The organism is Acrocarpospora sp. B8E8, from assembly GCF_039871605.1.
Lineage (GTDB): Bacteria > Actinomycetota > Actinomycetes > Streptosporangiales > Streptosporangiaceae > Acrocarpospora > Acrocarpospora macrocephala.
Genome location: NZ_JBDPLV010000010.1, coordinates 59411 through 77123 on the forward strand (window position 1 = coordinate 59411; position 17713 = coordinate 77123).

General features: G+C 68.7%; 19 protein-coding genes. 5 read left to right on the forward strand and 14 right to left on the reverse strand.

Going from position 1 to position 17713, the window contains the following annotated elements; genetic code table 11:
• The first annotated feature begins 116 nt into the window (after nt 1-116).
• Nucleotides 117-548: a hypothetical protein gene (locus ABGB08_RS11710; protein WP_347589291.1), complete on the forward strand. Its 432-nt coding sequence runs from the start codon at nt 117-119 to the stop codon at nt 546-548.
• 60 nt (nt 549-608) lie between these two features.
• On the opposite strand, the gene ABGB08_RS11715 is transcribed toward ABGB08_RS11710, so the two are convergent.
• Nucleotides 609-1082, reverse strand: a complete 474-nt coding sequence (locus ABGB08_RS11715; RefSeq protein ID WP_347589293.1) for a hypothetical protein — start codon at nt 1080-1082, stop codon at nt 609-611.
• Between the two features lie 116 nt (nt 1083-1198).
• On the opposite strand from ABGB08_RS11715, the gene ABGB08_RS11720 reads away from it, so the two are divergent.
• The 4 genes from ABGB08_RS11720 (at nt 1199) to ABGB08_RS11735 (ending at nt 4680) form a co-directional block, all read left to right on the forward strand.
• Nucleotides 1199-1873, forward strand: coding sequence for a response regulator transcription factor (locus tag ABGB08_RS11720; protein ID WP_347589295.1), 675 nt, complete (start codon nt 1199-1201; stop codon nt 1871-1873).
• Between the two features lie 218 nt (nt 1874-2091).
• Complete coding sequence (locus ABGB08_RS11725; protein WP_347589561.1) at nt 2092-3585, forward strand: ATP-binding protein; 1494 nt, start codon at nt 2092-2094, stop codon at nt 3583-3585.
• Between the two features lie 70 nt (nt 3586-3655).
• Nucleotides 3656-4081: a Rieske (2Fe-2S) protein gene (locus ABGB08_RS11730; protein WP_347589297.1), complete on the forward strand. Its 426-nt coding sequence runs from the start codon at nt 3656-3658 to the stop codon at nt 4079-4081.
• Nucleotides 4082-4329: 248 nt separating this feature from the next.
• Nucleotides 4330-4680: a signal peptidase I gene (locus ABGB08_RS11735; protein ID WP_347589563.1), complete on the forward strand. Its 351-nt coding sequence runs from the start codon at nt 4330-4332 to the stop codon at nt 4678-4680.
• Between the two features lie 155 nt (nt 4681-4835).
• Here the strand turns inward: ABGB08_RS11735 and ABGB08_RS11740 are convergent, their stop codons facing one another.
• From ABGB08_RS11740 to ABGB08_RS11800, 13 genes are all read right to left on the reverse strand, one after another.
• Complete coding sequence (locus tag ABGB08_RS11740; RefSeq protein WP_347589299.1) at nt 4836-5612, reverse strand: hypothetical protein; 777 nt, start codon at nt 5610-5612, stop codon at nt 4836-4838.
• Nucleotides 5613-5768: 156 nt separating this feature from the next.
• Nucleotides 5769-7310 carry a hypothetical protein gene (locus ABGB08_RS11745; RefSeq protein WP_347589301.1) on the reverse strand — a complete coding sequence of 514 codons (1542 nt, stop codon included), beginning with the start codon at nt 7308-7310 and terminating at the stop codon, nt 5769-5771.
• 212 nt (nt 7311-7522) lie between these two features.
• On the reverse strand, nt 7523-8080 hold the full coding sequence (locus ABGB08_RS11750; RefSeq protein ID WP_347589303.1) for a hypothetical protein: 558 nt from the start codon (nt 8078-8080) through the stop codon (nt 7523-7525).
• A gap of 95 nt (nt 8081-8175) precedes the next feature.
• Entirely contained in the window at nt 8176-8436 is a 261-nt protein-coding gene (locus ABGB08_RS11755; RefSeq protein WP_347589305.1) for a hypothetical protein, read from the reverse strand.
• Nucleotide 8437: 1 nt separating this feature from the next.
• Nucleotides 8438-9229, reverse strand: a complete 792-nt coding sequence (locus ABGB08_RS11760) for a hypothetical protein (RefSeq protein ID WP_347589307.1) — start codon at nt 9227-9229, stop codon at nt 8438-8440.
• On the reverse strand, nt 9217-10395 hold the full coding sequence (locus ABGB08_RS11765) for an AAA family ATPase (RefSeq protein WP_347589309.1): 1179 nt from the start codon (nt 10393-10395) through the stop codon (nt 9217-9219). Before ABGB08_RS11765 ends, ABGB08_RS11760 begins: the two co-directional genes overlap by 13 nt.
• Complete coding sequence (locus tag ABGB08_RS11770) at nt 10392-12359, reverse strand: ATP-binding protein (RefSeq protein ID WP_347589311.1); 1968 nt, start codon at nt 12357-12359, stop codon at nt 10392-10394. Before ABGB08_RS11770 ends, ABGB08_RS11765 begins: the two co-directional genes overlap by 4 nt.
• Nucleotides 12356-13198 carry a hypothetical protein gene (locus ABGB08_RS11775; RefSeq protein ID WP_347589313.1) on the reverse strand — a complete coding sequence of 281 codons (843 nt, stop codon included), beginning with the start codon at nt 13196-13198 and terminating at the stop codon, nt 12356-12358. Before ABGB08_RS11775 ends, ABGB08_RS11770 begins: the two co-directional genes overlap by 4 nt.
• Nucleotides 13198-14208 (reverse strand): JAB N-terminal domain-containing protein, encoded by a 1011-nt coding sequence (locus ABGB08_RS11780; protein ID WP_347589315.1) that lies wholly within the window; start codon nt 14206-14208, stop codon nt 13198-13200. Before ABGB08_RS11780 ends, ABGB08_RS11775 begins: the two co-directional genes overlap by 1 nt.
• Nucleotides 14205-15704 carry an effector-associated domain EAD1-containing protein gene (locus ABGB08_RS11785; protein WP_347589317.1) on the reverse strand — a complete coding sequence of 500 codons (1500 nt, stop codon included), beginning with the start codon at nt 15702-15704 and terminating at the stop codon, nt 14205-14207. The genes ABGB08_RS11780 and ABGB08_RS11785 overlap by 4 nt, the downstream gene beginning before the upstream one ends.
• Nucleotides 15680-16852, reverse strand: coding sequence for a ThiF family adenylyltransferase (locus ABGB08_RS11790; RefSeq protein WP_347589319.1), 1173 nt, complete (start codon nt 16850-16852; stop codon nt 15680-15682). The genes ABGB08_RS11785 and ABGB08_RS11790 overlap by 25 nt, the downstream gene beginning before the upstream one ends.
• A complete protein-coding gene (locus ABGB08_RS11795) occupies nt 16845-17408 on the reverse strand; it encodes a hypothetical protein (RefSeq protein WP_347589321.1) in 564 nt (187 codons plus the stop codon). Before ABGB08_RS11795 ends, ABGB08_RS11790 begins: the two co-directional genes overlap by 8 nt.
• A 73-nt stretch (nt 17409-17481) precedes the next feature.
• Nucleotides 17482-17706, reverse strand: coding sequence for a radical SAM-modified peptide, FtsH ternary system-associated (locus tag ABGB08_RS11800; protein WP_155353665.1), 225 nt, complete (start codon nt 17704-17706; stop codon nt 17482-17484).
• Nucleotides 17707-17713 lie beyond the last annotated feature (7 nt).

Here is a 17713-nt window from a genome sequence, read left to right on the forward strand (position 1 = left end):
TAGTCAGGCGGGAAGGGGACGCAACGGGGCCCCAACCACAGGGGAGGTTTGCCGTGTCCCTAAATCTCAGAAGACGCCGCGTCGAAATGGTGATACCAACGACGTGGTCGGGCCGCATGAAGGCCCAGGCCGTGCGGGCAGCCGACAGGGTCGGCCCGATGGCCAGCAGCGCCCGCGAGGGCGCGTACCACCGATTGGAAGACGCCCGTTTCTGGGCTGCACCCAAGCTAGACCATGCGGCCCACTCGGTCGAGGATCAACTCGCGCCACGCCTGAGCATGTTGCTCGCGCAGGCGGCGCGTCGGGTGGATCCGACACCGATGAAGGTGAAGTCACGCTCCTGGCCGACAATGATCCTTTTCGCAGGGCTTGCGGTGGGAGCGGCCGGGTTCGTGATGTATCGCAGGAATGCCCAGCATTGGGCGGAAGTGATGAAGAGCAGCGCGGACGAGGCGAAGAGCAAGGTCGGCGAAACAGCTCAATCCATGGGTTCCATGGGCGAAAAGCTGAACAAGCGGACTGACGAGGTCCCCGGCAAGAAGCCGTAGACCTCTATCTCCAGGTACGGCCGGTTAACGGACCGGCCGTACCTTGATGTTGCAGGCTGGCTACTTTGTGGGGGCCTCGGCCGGTTTCGCGCAGATCGAGGCGTGGGTTATCGCGTCGGGGGGTGGCGGGGGGAGTTCGGTCGTGCCGTCTTCGTTTGTTGGGGCGGCCTTGCCGCTTATGTGTACGGCGCCGGCCTCGGTGGTCACGGTGAATTGGGGGGATCCGTCCGGTGCGTTTGGGGCGCCGGAGGGGACGGCCAAGGCCACCGAGTCGGGAAGGGTACCTGGTGCGGCATCGCCGGGCTGGGCGGGGATCGCCGGGATGGCGGGGACGGCGTCGACCTCTTCGCCGTTGACGAAGACCCTTCCGTCCTTGAGCTGCATGACTACGATCTTGCCTTCGCCCTTGGCTGCGCCGCAGACGGCGGTGGAGGTCGAGTCGGGGGTGGGTTCGGCGGCGTTGGCGGCGCCGGTGAGGGTGGTGGCGAGGGCGATCGCCAGGGCGCTCACGATGAGCACGCGTTTCGGGCGCATGCGGACTCCTTCTGATTGGGTGGGTCCACATTCGCGGGTCGTACCTGAAATGGAGCTTAAGGCGCCTGAAGTGATCTTCAGGCTGACTTTAGGTGGGTTCGGGCACGCTGAAGCGCATGCGCGTGCTGTTGGTGGAAGATGAGCGGCGGCTGGCCGACCTGATGAAAACCGGGCTGGCCGAGGAAGGGTTCGCTGTTGATATCGCCAACGATGGCGTAGAAGGTCTCTGGCTTGCCGGTGAGAACGCCTATGACGCGATCGTGCTGGATGTGATGTTGCCGCGTCTCAACGGGTATGCTGTGTGCCGGCAGCTCCGCGATGCGGAGAACTGGACGCCCATCATGATGCTCACCGCCAAAGACGGCGAATACGACGAAGCCGAAGCCCTCGATACCGGCGCTGACGATTTTCTCTCCAAACCCTTTTCGTACGTCGTGCTCCTGGCGCGGCTTCGTGCCCTGATCCGCCGAGGAGGCCGGGAACGCCCGGCTGCTCTGACGGTCGGGGATCTGGTTGTGGATCCCGCGAGCCTCACGTGCCGCCGGGGGGAGACCACGATTCCGCTCACCCCGAAGGAGTTCGCCGTGTTGCACGCACTCGCGCGCCGACCAGGGGAAGTCGTCTCCAAAGCGGAACTCCTCGCTCAGGCCTGGGATTTCGCCTATGACGGTGACCCCAGCATCATCGAGGTGTATGTCAGCGCGCTTCGCCGCAAAATCGACGCACCCTTTGGGCGTACCACCCTGACGACGATCAGAGGCGCCGGATACCGGCTGGAGGCAGGCCGATGAAGAGGCTGATCAAGGGGCGCTCAGCGAAAGAGCTGGTCCCACGATGGGCGGCGAGAAAGCCAGTCCCACGGCGGTCGGCGAAAGGGCTGGTCAGCGGGCGGTCGGCGAAGAGGCTAGTGCCACGGCGGTTGGTGAAGTGGCCAGTCCCACGATGGCCGGTGAAAGGGCTGGTTGGGGGGTGGTCGTTGCGGGTCCGGGCGACTGTGGTGGCGACCTTGGTGGTTGCGGTGGCGCTGGCGGGGGCGGCGTCTGTGCTGAATGGGGTGTTGCGGGGGAGTTTGGAGAGGAGCGCGACTGACCAGGCGGCGATGCGGGTGACCAGTGCGGCGGGGCATCTGGGTGTGGCCGCGGTTCCGGCGTTGCCTCTCTCCGGCGTGACAGGACCTTCCACCACAATCACCACCTCTGGGGAGGGACCACTCAGTGCGGTACTCGATCCGGACGTGCAGGTTCTGCCGGCGGGGACGCCGGGCAAGGCGTGGGCCGAAGAGGGTTACGTCGTTGTCGCGGAGACGGTGGCGACCAAGTCCGGGACGCTGGTGATCCACGGGAGAGCCTCGCTGGAGCCCGCCGAACGCGCCCTGACCGCCCTTCGGACACTGCTGATCTTCGGAATTCCTGCCCTGTTGATCCTGGTAGCCGTGCTGACCTGGCTCTTCATGAGCAAAGCCCTGGTTCCCGTATCCGGAATTACCGCCAAACTCGCCGACATAACGGCACGCGACCTGCACCAACGAGTTCCGGTGCCGAGCGGCCGCGACGAGATCAACGCCCTAGCCTGTACGGTCAACGCCACGCTTGACCGTCTGGAAACCGCGGTCGGACACCACAAACGATTCGTCGCCGATGCCGCGCACGAGCTGCGAAGCCCGATAGCCACCCTGCGTACCCGCCTTGAACTGGGCGAACGCGCCGCACCCGAGCTGGCCCGCGAATCCCTGACCGATGTGGCCCGGCTCCAGACCCTGGCCGCCGACCTGCTGCTCCTGGCCCGCCTGGACGCCGGCGAACCCTTGCGCACCCAAGAGGTCGACCTGGGCCAGTTGGCCACAGAAGAGACCCTCCACCTCAAGTCGGCACTCGCGACCGAACCGACGGCCGCACCCAGCCAACTAGCCGCTGAAGAGACCCTCCACCTCAGGTCGCCGCTCGCGACCGAACCGACGGCCACGCCCGGCCAGCCAACCGCAGAAGAGACCCTCCACCTCAGGTCGGCACTCGCGACCGAACCGGTAGCAGCACCCGGCCAATCAGCCACGGAAGAGACCCTCCGCCGCGGACCGTATCGCCGAGATCGAGGACGCACAGAAGACGCGGGCCAACCAGCCGCAGAAGAGGCCACCCGCCCACCGATCCCGATATTTCTGGATATAGCGCCCGATGTGCTCGTGAACGCCTCCCCCGCGCACCTCACCCGCGTGATTACCAACCTCCTCAGCAATGCCCTCCGCCACGCCGAATCGTCGATCACCGTGCGTCTCACCCCTGACGCCACCCTGGACATCATCGACGACGGCCCCGGCATCCCCCCGGGACACCGCGAATCCATTTTCGATCGCTTCACCCGCCTCGATGAGGCCCGCGACCGCGACGCCGGCGGCGCCGGGCTCGGCCTGGCGATCGCCCGCGACATCGCCCACGCCCACGGCGGCACCCTCACCGTCGCCGACACCCCGGAGACCACTCTGCGCCTTCGCCTCAAACCACTATGAACCACATCATCCCGGCGTCCGTTCACCGGTACGGGGGCATCCGTGTTCGTGCGATCAGAAGGGCACTTCCATGGAGGAACCGGGAACTTCCCGCCGCAAGTTCATCTTCCGCAGCCTTACCGGCGGTCTCACCGCCGCGCTCACCTCAGCCGTCGCGCTCGTCAGACCCGCGACCGCCGACACCGAAACCGAAGCCGCGCAGGGCGCCTTCCTGGCCAAGACCAAGAACATCCCGCTCCGCGGCGGAAAGATCATCAAAGTCAAGAGCGCCAGATACGTGGTAACCCAGCCCAGCAAGGGCGTCTTCCGCTGCTTCACCGCCAAGTGCACCCACCAGGGCTGCACCGTCGCCAGCGTCAGCGGCCGCACCATCAACTGCCCCTGCCACGGCAGCAAGTTCGCCATCACCGACGGCCACGTCGTCCAAGGCCCCGCCACCAAGTCCCTCCCCAAGAAGCGAATCACCATCAAGAAGGGCTCAATCCGCCTCGCGTAACCGGCCTGCACGTCGCCGGACGGCTTGGCGTAACGGATCTGTCCAATCCGTCTCGCGTAACCGCGCGCAATCGGTGGGGGCGGCCTCCGCCACTGTCGGATGGCGACGACCGCAATCCACCGCGTAACCCCGCGCGTAACACCCCTACGGATCCGCTTCAGGCCGCTGAGCCGCCCCGGAGCGGATCCCCATTTCCCTCGATAAGCGGTCCACCCGCGACCCAATTGCTACCGTGACCACCTGTGAACGTGTACGTAGGCAACGCGACCGTGGACGCGGCAACCGACCGAGGCTGGCTCCTGGGCCACTTCAAATCCCCCGACGACGTACGACACAGCGAGGACGTCGAGATCAAATGGGGCATCCACCCTGCCGGTGACGAGCGCGCCCAATGGGTGACCGGCGAACACCGCACCGCCCTGCTCATCCTGATCAGCGGCCGATTCCGCGTAGAACTCCCCGGCCAGACCGTCCTCCTGTCCACCCAGGGCGACTACGTCCTCTGGGGCAAGAACGTCGACCATTCCTGGCACGCCGAAGAAGAATCCGTCGTCATGACCGTCCGCTGGCCGTCGATCCCCGGCTACGCCACCCCGTAGGCCACCCAACAGAACAAGCGGGTCGCCAAGTCACTCGCCGTTATCCGGCGCCGTTCACGCAGGCGATGCTTCTCGCCGCACCGGCGCCTGCAGCGGTGGCGGCATCCTGTTGGGCTCTCGGGGTATCGGTGCCAGCAGTGGCAGTGAGTTGAGGTTTAGACGTGCACGTCGAGTCTGGCCGTGTAGCCGTTCGTGGTGTCGCCGGTGATGGTGGCGAGTTGGGTTGTGTAGCCGTCGCTGAATACGTTGTCGTTTTCTAGGGAGGAGCCTGCCAGGTTGGTGGCGCTCTGTTCGTAACCGGGGTTTGCGTATACCTCGGTGCAGGATTCCTGGGGGAATGCCAGTTGGGTGGTTTTTACGGGTTCCGAGGCGGTGGTTGCTTCGGTGAGGTTGCCGTACACCTCGAAGTGGATGTGTGGCCAGCGGCCGGCGTAGGCGCCGGGGAAGATTGTGGTGAAGCGGATCAGGCCGTCTGGAGTGGCTTCCTGGACGCCGCGGAGATAGTTCTCCTCGGTGATGCCTTCGGAGTACATCGAATATCTGCCTTCGCGGTCGCAGTGCCATAGGTAGACGGCGGCGCCCGCGTATGCCGCTCCTGCGTTGATGATGTTGAGTTCTACGACCAGCGGAATTCCTTGGGCTGTCCCCGTTGCGGAGCCGAAGCTCGATCGGATGTCCTGACGGACGACGCCGCTTTGGGTCAGCGCGTTGGGTCCGTTGGATCCGTCCCCGGGATAAGGCCCGGCTGTCTCGTCAGGAATCTCTTCCTGGGAGCTCACTGGTTGGCCGGTTGACTGGGTGGATGTGTTCTGTTCGGGTTCGGAGCAGCCCACTGCGCCGACCAACACTGCGCCGCCGAATAGCCCGAGCATCCCTCGGCGGCCCATCAAGCGGGAAAGATCGAACGCGAGTCCCCGGTCGTGATCGTGCATGTGCCCCTCCTCCGTTTGGTAGCGACCACCCTTCACCTCGCATCTGAGAATTCGATGACACCAACGCCAGATTCCGCTTAGCAGGCCGCTCCCCCTGTCGCTCAACGCCACGGGGAAGATCAGCGGTCTGTTCGGTTCTCCGGATACGGGGAGAGCTCAGCCTTCTTCTAGTTCGGCGGCTCGTTCGTACAGGCGGGCGGCCTGGAGGGGCTGGTTGTGGCGGTTGTGGAGTTCGGCGGCTCGGATCAGTTGGCCGTCGGATTCCAGGGCCCAGGCTTGGTCTTGCCAGCTGCCGCGCTCCATCGGTGTCGGCCTGATGCCGCGGGGTCCGGACCGCCTGGGGCGGCGCAGACCGGGGAGGAAATCGACCCGCCGGGTGCGTTCCGGAGGGGTCAGTCCATCGTCGATCAACCGTAGCGAACGCTCCATTTCGGGCGGCAGTTGCATGTCGACCTCGGGTGGTTCGCCCGCCCACAGCTGCCAGACGGGTACGGCGGTCCTGAGCAGGAACGCGTAGCAGGCGTCCGCGGTCAGCACGATCGCGTCGCCCTGGTCGGTCGGGAACAGGGCCCTGCGTGCCGCGGGTGGGAGCCGGGGCTTGAGCCGGAAGCCGAGCGGAAGGTAGAGCTGGCCGGGTCCGACGCAACGCAGCGGCTCCCCTACCGGCAGGTCCTCCAGCACGCCGCCGGTGGCCGTCAGCAGGTGGCGGTCACGGCCGAGCGTGAGCTGGGCGGTCTCGGCGAGGGGCAGGCCCTCCAGCACCAGGGGCAGGGCGGCCAGTCCCTCGTCACTGAGCAGCACCGCGTCGATCTTCTGGCCGTGCGCCCTGGCGGGCACCACGGTCAGGGTGGGCGGCTCCGGCACCGCGTCAGGCCATTCCGGGAGGGATTCCAGCGGTTGCAGGGGCCGGTCGACGGGCGAGCGTACGAACGCGGTTCCCGATTGGGGCTCGCCGTGGGCGGTCAGGCGGGCGCAGCCGTACCCGTCGGCGGCGAGCACCCAGACGCCGTGGTCGACGAGGGCGGCGAGGACCCGGTCGGGGAGGGGTGACGCGTGGCGGTGCTGGATCAGCAGCCGGTCCCGCACCCTGCGGCAGACCAGCACGAACGGGTCGCGTTCCAGCGCCGCGACCAGGGACGGCGAGACGTTCCCCGCACCCGCCACCAAGTCCACGACATATCCGGATCGGCCAGACCTGCCACCTGGAGCGGGCGCATACCCGGATCGCCCACCACCCGCGCCGTGAGCTCGATCGCTGGTTTCGAACAGCGGTGTGAGATCGACCCGCTGGTAGGTGACTGTCAGGTTCAGGTCGAGCGCGCGCCGGATCAGCTCCGCCAGCCGCAGCCCTGGAACCACGATCGTGACCTGGGACACCGGCGTCGGCGGCGTCTTGACCAACCCGGCGATCCTGACGGCCTCGACGAGCGGCGTCTCGGTGAGGGACGACAACTCCAGCCCGACGCCCTCGGTGGGCGGCTCGCCCCAACCACGGTCTGGCACGAGTTGCCCGGCACACGTCACGTGCACCCGCCCACCACAACTGAGCGCCGCCTCCCTGACCACGTCAAGGGACAGATCCACCCGCACCCACCAGGCGTCTTCCGAGCGCAGGAAGCCCATCCCGGCAAGATCGTCCGAACGGTGCAACTGCGCCGCGAACATCAACGCCGTGGTCGCGGCCCCGAATCGCACCACGAACCCAGGCCGCGACGACCCTTCCGAACCCAAAGGAAACCGCCCTTCCACGTCCTCTACCAAGGACAACCACTCGTCCGCCCGACGGAAACCACCCATTCGCGCCCCCCGCTCAAGGACAACCACTCATCCGATTCCCCACCCGAGGACGTCCGCGCCATTGCGAATGGGCAACCACATCCCCGCCCGAGGAAACCGCCCTGCCATCGCGACTACCTTTCGGGGATCACCAGCGGAGTGGCGAGCACCCGCTTGGCCCATTCGGTCCAGCGTTCCCCCGCGTTGTGCCGCCCGCCCTTGACCGCGGCCGCGAAGATCAGCGCGACCTGGTCGAACCGGCCCGCCAGCTCCGCCACCACGACTCCCCACAGTTCCAGCTCCCGATGCGGGAACGGGACGCTGATCGGATCGGCGAGATCTGCCCTGACCAGGTCAAGCGCGGGCACGACCAGCTCGAACGGGCGATGCTCGGCCAGATCGCACCGAGCCAGCACCAGCGCGCGGCGAGCACCGTCCTCAGCGGCCTCGACCGCCTCCCTGGCCGGTTCCGGCTGGTTCAGGTGGTGCACGCGCAGCCAGCCCGCGATCTCGAACTCGTCGGCCGCCAGGTAGTCCGTGGCGGCTTCGTCGTACCTGCCGATCTGCTCGTGCAGCGCGGCGGCGCGCAGCGGGATACCGGCCGCGCGGTAGCAGCGCGCCGCGTCCTCCCAATGCCTGGCCTGCTCATAACAAAGCGCCGCCTTCCGGTACAGCGTGGCGTCAACCATCACGACCCCGTCCCCGCAACGCGCAGTAAAGCGCCGCCCTCCGGCACAAGGTGCCTCGCAGCTCATAACAGAGCGCCACCTTCGGGCACGGCGTTGCGTCAACCATCGCGGCGCCGTTCCCGTTGTTCGTCCTCGGTCTCGGGTGTCTCGGTGGGTTCGATCATTCGGTCGGGGAGTTGGCCGGGGGCGACCTCGACGATGTGCGCGCCGCGTTCGATCAGGCCTGCGATCTCGGACGTGATCCGGTCGTGGCGGGCATTGTGGTCGGCCTCTTGGGGGCCGGTGGACACGTCCTCGACCTGGAACATCGCCACCTCGCCGGTGACGGGGTCGTACCGGAATTTGACCCGGACCCGCACCTCAGACCTCCAGCTCGAATTCGATGTCCAGGACGCCGTCGGGACCCTCCGTGGAGCTGATCCCGGTGGCCCTGCGGGTCCTCGCGTACGCCAGGATCGCGTCGCGGTAGGCCTCCGCCAGAGCGCGATGGAACAGCGCGCGGGCGTCGGCCCCGATGTCGGTGAGCAGCCGGGACGCCTCGTCGGCGAGTTCACGTTCCCGGGCTCCGCGCAGTACGGCCAGCGTGTCGAGGGCGTTGCGATGGGCCTGGCCGGCCAGGACGTCCCCGTGTGCCTTCTCAGCCTGTTCCCGCTGCTTGGCTCGTTCGGTCTCTGCTGCCGCATCGAGGGCGAGTTCGGCGTCGCGGTTGGCCTCCCTGGTGGCGTCCTCCTCGGTGATGCCGCCCCACTCGTCGTCGTAGTAGGTGCCGACGCCGGTCGCGGCCACGGTGTCCCTGATCTCGGCCCGGACCGTCGCCCTGGCCGCGCCGGTGGCACGCACCCGGTCACTCACCCGGGCCACGATCTCCAGGTCCCGGGAGTCGGGATCATAGGAGAGCACACCCCCGTCGAGCGGGTGCCGGAACACGCCGTCCTCGCCTTCCTCCCAGCCCTCGGTACGGCCCAGCACGCGGGCCAGCGCGGTCAGGGTCGGCAGCCCGACCGACCGGCTCAGCCGCTCCCGAACCCGGGCCTCGCCGACGACCTGGTCGGTGAGTTCGACCGACCGGCGTACCTCGTGATCCCAGGACTCGGCCAGCAGCCGGGTAGCGCGGACACGGATCCGGCGCGGGTTGCACATCAGCTCAGCCACCTTTCCGGGTCCAGTTCCCGGAGTTTGGTGATCAGCGCGATCTGTTCCTGCTCGACCGCCTTGATCAGGTCTGCCTCGCCCGGATGCTGCCGCAGCTCGTGGGCCAGACGCTTGTTGTCCTGCGCGAGTTTCTGCAGCTCCGCACCGGTGGTCGCCTGCTCCCGCAGCCGGGCGATGCTCCGCAGGTCGATCTTGATGAGCACCGGATCCCTGGCCCCGCTGCCGGGGGCCTCCACAGGCACGCCGTGATCGGCCACAATCCTGCGCAAGGTGCTCTCATCCGACAGATCCGTCCACAGGTGCACCAGCCGGGCGAGGTCGCTCTCATCGGCCGTCATCCGGCCGCGCAGCAGCGCCGACGCCGCGAACACCTTCTGCGCCTTCACCGCCCGCCGGTCGGAAAAGGTGACCCCCTCCGCCCGCAACGATCTGAGGATCTTGGTGTACGTGGCCCGCACCGGCGCCAGCTCCACCTTGCCGACCGCCTGCTGCAGGTCGGCGAGCTCCGCGGGCTGCAACGGGACCAGCTCCCGGTCCCAGCGGTCGTCGTCAGAAGACACGTCCGCCTTGATGCGGTTCTGCTCGTCCTTCCAGCCCTGGGTGAGGACGTCGTCCAGGTCGTCGTCGCCGACGTACTGCACGGTGCAGCGCAGCAGGAAGCGGTCGCTGAAGGCCTCCAGCTCGGGGTCGTTGGGGATCTCGTTGGCCGAGCCGACCAGCGAGATCAGCGGGCTACGCAGCACGGTCTGGCCGGTGTGGAAGGTCCGTTCGTTGATCAGGCTGAGCAGCGTGTTGAGGATGGCCGAGCTGCCCCGGAACACCTCGTCCAGGTGGGCGATCCTGGCCTCGGGCAACATCCCCGCCGTGTTGATCTTGTAGACGCTGTTGTCCTGGAACTCCTTCACGTCGATCGAGCCGAAGATCTCGGCCGGTTCGGTGAACCGGGTGAGCAGGTAGCTGAACGGCTTGGTCTCCAGCAACCGGCAGAAGCGTTCCAGCAGCCGCGACTTGGCGGTGCCCGGCGGGCCCACCACCAGCACATGCTCCCGGCTCAGCACGCCGAGGGCGAGCACGTCCACCACGTCGCCGCGGTCGACGAACATATCCTTGACATCATCGAGACGCCCCGCGAAAGCCTTCCCAAGCTTTTCCGGCGTACGTTTCACTCATCCTCCCGCGATGTGGGAACCGTCAGTTCCGCCAGGATCGGGCGGTGCCGCGGCGTGAGCGGCAGGTAGGAGGCGGCCTCGGCCGGCCGGCCCGTGGGGCGCCGCTGGTCGATCTCGCGCTGCTGTGCCGCCCGGCGAAGGGCGCCGATCAGCTCGCCCAGCCGTCGCGCGTCGGGGCGGGCGTCGGGGCCGCCGATCAGCTCGTCGGCGCGGGCGTCGCGGAAGATCGAGCGGATCTCGTCGCCGTTCATGCCCTCGGTGGCCCGGGCGATCGCGGCGAACAGCTCGTCGTCGGGTTGCTCGCGCAGGAACGTGCCCGCGTGCACGCGGGCGATCGCCGCCCTGGCCTCCTCGTCCGGCAGGTCGATCTTGATGGCCCGGAACCGGCTGGGCCGCAGCAGCGCGTCGTCGATGATGTCGATCCGGTTGGTGGTGCCGATGATGAGGACGGGTACTTCCGGGCGGAAGCCATCCAGTTCGGTCAGCAGCTGCGCCACCACCGCGTTGCCCGCGCGGCTGCCGCCGTCGTCCCGGCCGGTGCGTTTGGCCGCGATCGAGTCGAACTCATCGAAGACCAGCACCGAGGGGGCGTTCCGGCGGGCTTCGGCGAAGAGTTCGCGGACTTTGCGTTCGCTCTCGCCGACGTACATGTCGGTGACCTCGGGTCCTGACACGACCAGGATGGTGGCGTCCAGCTCGCTGGCCACCGCCTTGGCGAACAGCGTCTTTCCGGTGCCGGGCGGGCCGTGGAAGATGAAGCCGCGCGGCACCAGGTCCTGGCGCACCTCCTCGGGCAGGTCGGCCAAGCCCGCGGCGGCGCCGGAGATGATGGACAGCGCCCGGTTCAGCTCGTCCTTGACCGGCTGGTAGCCGCCGATCTTCCGGAAGGGCACGTTGGGGACCTCGAAGGAGTTCGAGGTGTGCGCCTTGAACAGGGCCAGCTCCTGGAGCAGGTCGGCGAAGGTGGGTTCGGGGCGCTGGTGGTGCTCGTGGTAGGCGAAGCGCAGGCCGTGCCGGAGGCGTACCGCGTTCATGCCGGCGATGTTCTTGTAGAGCGCGATCGGGTCGAAGTCGCGGAACAGCTCGGCTTCCTCCCGCCGTACGAGGGCTTGGCCGACGGGGACCCGGCGGCCGCCGGCGGTGGCGACCTCGCGGGGCAGCACGTCGAGCGAGAGGCGGACCGCGAACCGGTCGGCCAGGACCTCGGGCAGCACCAGGGACGGGTCGGTGAAGGCGAGCAGCACCCGGGTGCTGTTCTCGTAGAGGACGTCGGTGAGCTCGCGGGCCTCGGAGCTGATCGCCGTGTTGCTGCCACCCGCGAGCAGGTCGAGGTGGGGGACGACGACGATCCGCTCCTCGTCGGCGTCGTTGACCTCCTTCTCCAGCGCGGCCAGCTGGGCGCTGCGCCGGCCGGCGGGGGGCAGGCCGAGCGTGGAGTCGGTGTCCGGCTCCGCCTTGATCACGGTTCTGGCCCGGTCGGACTGGTGCACGATCTCGTCGATGAGATGCTCGACCAGGAGTTTCTCGCACTGGATGAGGACGGAGAAGCCGCGTTTGAGGTAGGCGCCGGCGCGGTCGATCTCCACTTGGTGGGCGATCAGCACGGCGGCGCGCTCGCTCAGGTGCTCGGGGTGGCCCTCGTCCGCGAACTCCCGCAAGGGTGCGGGCGCTGTCTCCACGATCAGTTCGGCGGGGGGCGGCTCGGCGGGCGTGAGCGAGGTCAGCGCGACACCCGGCGGCAGGTAGAGCGGACGGCCACCCGGATCGCCGGTCACGGTGAGCTTCAGCGATCTCAGGCCGACGTCGAGATGGGCGGGATCGAAGTCCGGTTCGAGCAGGAACGCGGGAACCTCCGCCAGGAGCTGCCCGAGCGTCCAGTCGTCGGAGTGCATGATGACGAGATCGTCGAACCGCTGTGGATCCGCGCTCACGAACCGGAAGTGCGGCCGGGGCGCCATCATCTCCCTCTCCAGGTGCGGTAGCGGTGGACCAGCCGGAGTGCGCTGTCGTAGCCGCGCGCGACCGGTCGTGTTCTGCCGAGGTCCACTCGCTCGGCGGCCGCCCAGTAGGCTCCGGTGGCTTTCATCACCGGGGTCGGCTTGCCCTCCCAGCGCAGTGCTTGGCCGATCTGCCTGGCCCACGCCTTGCCGTGCCGAAGCCAGGCCGTGGCGTAGACGTCCCGGACGAGGTCCAGCTCGCCGTGGCGCAGCCACTGGTTGAGCAGGTACGCCCGCCAGCTGAGCACCCGGACATCCGAGTCGCATTCGGCCATCGTGCCCACCACGACAGCCCGCCCACGTGGCCGCGCGACCAGCTCGGCCACGCGTTCCTGCACGGCGCGGTACTCCGAGGAATCCGGATCACCCGGCGGATGGTGCAGCACGGCGGTCAAGGGTGAGGCGCGCAGCAGGATGTCCGGCAGTCCTTCGACGCCCTCCCACGCCGGAACCCCGCGCAGCGCGGGCAGCACCACCGCGTGCCGGGCCGTCGCGTCCGGCAGCCACGACCGCGTCCGTACCAGCGAGTTCGCGATCATCATCGCCGGTTCCGGGTGATCGCGACCGCCGATCACAGCCGCCAGCAGCACCCCGCCGAGCCCGACCCGCGCCGCCTCCCCGAACGGCGGATTGCCCATCCCCCGCACCGCGTTACTCCGCCACGTGATCTCCGCAAGCCTGCGGACCACGTCCGGCGGCGGGTCGGCCAGCCGCGCGGCCTTCCACAAGGTGCCGTTGGGCACGTTTCCGGCCGGGCGGGCCACCCAGTCGAGCACCCGCTGCGCCGTCTCCACCGCCCCCATCAGGGCACCGTCCAGTACGGCGCCAGCATCATCCCCCTGGCGTCATCCCGGCAGTAGAACCGCAGCACCCGGGCGCCCCGCGAGATGTTGACCAGCGCCGCCACCTGCCACGGACGCTGGAACGTCGACCGGTGCAGCCGTACATCGACCGACGACAGCCCGAGACCGCGACCGGCCGCGAACAGATGGGTGTGATACCAGCCGACGAGCTCCTCGCCCTGCCGCCGCACCGCCAGCAGCTCGCCGACGCTCAGGAAGCTCTCGCCGGTGAAGGTGAAACTCAGCATGGAGGCGCCGGTGCGCTGCGCGGGGATCATCGCGGTCAGCTCGATCAGGTGCCGGCCGGGGGCCGCCGCGTCCCGGTAGACACGCCCGGCGAGGAAGCCGCCTTCCTCCACTTCGGTGGAGAACGGGTGGGTTTCGGTGAATGCGGTGTACATGCTCTTGCCGAGGACTACCGCGATAGGTTTGCCCGGACTCGGCGTGGCATCCGCGCCGAGTTCGGCGAGAGTGCTCAGCGGCGGGTCCGGCGGGGGTAACTCCTCCAGGTCGAAGATGCGGCCCCGGTGCGCGCCGACCTCGATGTGCACACCGTGCTCCATCTCGGGCACCGGACGCACCAGCGGTCCATGGTCGAAGTTCGGCCCGTGCAACCCGAACCCCCAATGCCGTTCGTCGGGTGCCAACTCCCTGAGTGTGTCTCGCAGCGCGCGTCCCAGCAATTCACTTACCGGGTGCGGATGCTGGTACAGCAGTTCGTCGTTGAGGAGCACCCGCACCTGTACGTGGCCGTACCTGGGGCGGAGGTTGGCGACGGAGAAGCCGCCGGTGTTCTCCAGCGAGACCGCTGGTCCTGGTTCCGGCTCCGGCAGGAAGAGCAGCTGGATGACTGCGCCGCTCAGCGCCTGGTCGAGCTGGCTCTCGAAGAACCGGCGCAGCACGGGTTCCAGCGGCACCCGGCGCACCGGCGTCTGGTCCCCGCCCCGGAAAAGCTCAACCTCGTAGCTCATGCTTCGTCGGCCCCGAGCCACTCGATCACGTTGAGGTAGCTGCCCTTCTGCTGGAGCCTGGCGTTCGACGGGGTGCCGCCGATCCGCGCGATGCGCGGGCCGCCCGCCAGCTCCGCCCATCGGGCCGCGTCGCCGTCGAAGAAGTCCACCGAGCCGTCGTCCTTCCACACGCTGTAGTTGCGGTACGCGGCGATCTCGCGCAGCATCGCGCACAGGGTGCCGAAGTCCAGGGAGGATTCATACGATTCGTCCAGCGCGCCGAGGCAGACCAGCCCGGCCGCGGACTTGTTCTCCCGCATCCGCGGGCTGTCGTAGTTGGGCCACACGTTCGGATGGAAGAACGGCGTCATCCAGAACACCTTGGGCGCGACCACCGGGAACTCCGGCCCCAGCGTGATCACGACCACGTGGAAGCCGATGTCCACCGGCTCGCCGCCCGGCACCTCCGGCGGCCCGAAACTGGGCTGCTCGAACTCCAGCCGGTATTCGGTGGGCGCGAGCAGCGAATTCGCCTCCACCCGGAAATCGGGGTGGGCGGCCGCGTAGTCGAGCACCTGGTTCTTGACCCGGAACAGGGCGTCCTCCCGGTCCACCGGGTTCACCGCGGCGGCGGTGGCGTGGAACCCGACCCGCAGGTGGTCGCCGTCGTGCACGCCCTCCTCATGCAGGGTTCCGTCCGGGTTCAACCGCCGGCCCGAGCCGTCCGGGTTGACGTAGTCGATCACCGTCGGCCGCTTCCCGCCCGGGAAGTTCTGGCCGTACGCGCCGACGACCTCGGCGGCGACATGCCCCACCGTCTGCTGCGCCGGGGCGTCCACGATCCGGAACCGGCGCCCGTCCGGGCCTTCGATGAACAGCTGTCTGAGCAGGTAGTCGGGGATGCCGGGTGGCACCACCGTCCAGCCGAAGTCGGTGTGGTCGAGGATCCGGCGGATCATCGTGGAGTCGGCGGAGCCGACCCGGAAGGACACCGCGGACGGGGTCGACCAGACCTCGGCCGGGGCCAGTCCGGCGGCCTCCAGCAGGTCGCGCGCCGCGGCCCGGTCGTTCTCGTTGTCGGCTCGGAAGATCACGTGGCAGGTCTCCGGCGGTGCCGCCCGCGCGGGCTCCTCGCGTTCCTCAGGTTCCGGCGCGGGCGCTGGCCGGGGTGACGGACGCAGGTAGCGGTCGCGCAATCGTTGCAGGTGCGGATTGTTGCCGTAGACGCGCAGCGCATGCTCCAGCAGCCCCCGGTAGCCGGCCTGCACGATGCCGTTGTTGATCTCGCGGAAGATGTCGTTCCAGGCGCTTTCCGCGGTGTCGGCGAACGAGGGCCGGCGCAGCGGCGGGAATTCGATGGCGTCCAAGATCAGGTCGGCGCGGGCGACCGTGGAGTAGATGTTGGCCAGCACGCCGTGGAATTCCGCCCGATCGGCCCGGGACATCTGGATGTCCTCGACGGCGTCCGGTCCGTCGGGCTCCTCCTCGCGGCCTAGCCGCGACTCAAACGCACACATCGGCGCTCTCCCTGTGCTCCGCGGACGGGCAGGATCTCCTCTGGTGCGACGCCCAACTCCCGCAGCCGGAGGTCAGGTACGGCGTCCCGCAGGCGCACGCTGGTGACGGACCGCAGCAGCGCGCCGCACCGCGCGCACAGCCGGACGTGGTCACGGTCGGTGACTCCGTCGTGCCGATCTGCCAGTTGAGGATAAAGGCCGCACACTCGGCAGAACAGGGGAAGCGGGAAGTCGGTCCATGTTTCGGGCTCGTCTTCTGGGGCGAACTCGGTGAGGAGTTCGGCCACGGTTGTCTCGGCGCTCGACTCCAGCGGCGACGGGGGATCTGTCCATGGATGGTGGTACGGGCAGGAGGGGTCGCGGCGGATTTGTACCGGGCCGGTGCGCCCGCTCAACTCGACGGAGAGGAGCCGCCAGGCTGGGGGGCGGCCCATCAGGAACTCCAGCGCGGCGGTGGTGGCCCAGGCTCCGACCAGTGCCGCGGCCGCGATGCTGGCGGGCTCCGGGCCGGTGTCACGTGGTTCGAGACAGCTCCAGGGCAGGTCGCTGTGGCTGCGCTGGTGTTCGGTCAGGGTGCAGGCGTAACACGGCTCGTCCGGCTGGGGCGGGCGGAAGCGGACCTCGCCGCCCCAGGGCTGGGTGCCCGAGTCGATGAGCGCGGCGCCGACCAGCGCGCAGCGGCCGAGCAGCTGCATGCGCGCCCTGATGGTGTCCACGGCGCCGACCACCAGGGTCGCGTCCGCCAGCTCGCCGAGACCGACGCCACTGATCAAGGGCGCGATCCGGGGCTCCACCTGGAGCGTGGGGACCAGTCGGCGCAGGCTCTCGGCCGCTGCCTCGGCCTTCGCGCCGTGCAGGTCATCGGGGGTGAACAGGACGGTACGGCTCAGATTGGTGACGGACACGGTGTCCGGGTCGCACAGAATCAACCGGCCGACACCCGCGAGCGCGAGGTTCTTGGCGATCTCATTGCCGACAGCGCCCACCCCGGCGACCACCACCGTCGCAGCGGCCAGCCGGTCCTGATCCCAGCCGGGGATAAGCCGCTGCCGATCGTACGCGGACTCCCGGCCAGCCATTCCGGTCGCTGTGGACTCCCGTCCGGGGTCGATCACCGTGGACGCCGGGTTGGGGTGGCTATCAGCCATGGTCGGTCACCTTGGTCTTGGCGACCGGGCAGATGGCGACCACGCCGTCCGGTTGCCAGCGTTCCCAGCAGGACAGGCCGCGCGCCGGGTCGCGGTGCACGGCCGCGCCGCAGGAGGGATCACCGACCCGGCACGGGCACACCACGACGTGCTCGCCTGGGCGGAACGTGTGGGCGCAGTAGCGGCAGCGCGGGGCGGCCTGGCGCTGTCCCGGGCGTGGCACCCGCCAGTCGTCCTTCGCCAGCCGTATCAAAGGGACGGACGCGGGCCAGCCGTCCTGTAGGCCGGCGGCGAATTCAGCGACTGTGGCGGACGGCTCGGCGCCGGGTCCACCCGCGCAGTCCAGTCCCGGTTCGAGATGCCGCACCATACGGGCCACCAAGTCGACCAGGACCGCGTCGCCGCGCCGGAACGTATGCCCGCACGTGCGGCAGACCAGGTTGAACCACCAGTGCGACGGCACGGTCACCGCCCGGCCCTCGCGCGTCTCCGGTTCGCTCGGCGCCGGCGCGAGACCGGCCTCGATGCCGCGCGTCAACTCCTCCTCTAATCGCACGGGGCTTTCCTCCTCGCACCGGTGAGGGCGTCATCTACCGGCACAATGCCTTCAGGACCCGCGAGGGCGTCATCTAGCCGCACAGCATCTGCTCCATCTCGGGGCCTTCCTCGTCCGGGCCGTTGAGGGCGTCGAGCACCGCTTCGATCTGCTCGGGGCGCATCCCGTCGCCGAGCACCTCCACGCCCGTGTCCGTGACGGTGATCCGTAGCCGGATCAGGCCGCCGTCCGGGTGGGCGTCATATTCGGCGGGGTCGATCAAGTCGGGCAGGGAGGCGACGAACCTGTGGTCGGCCATCGGGCTG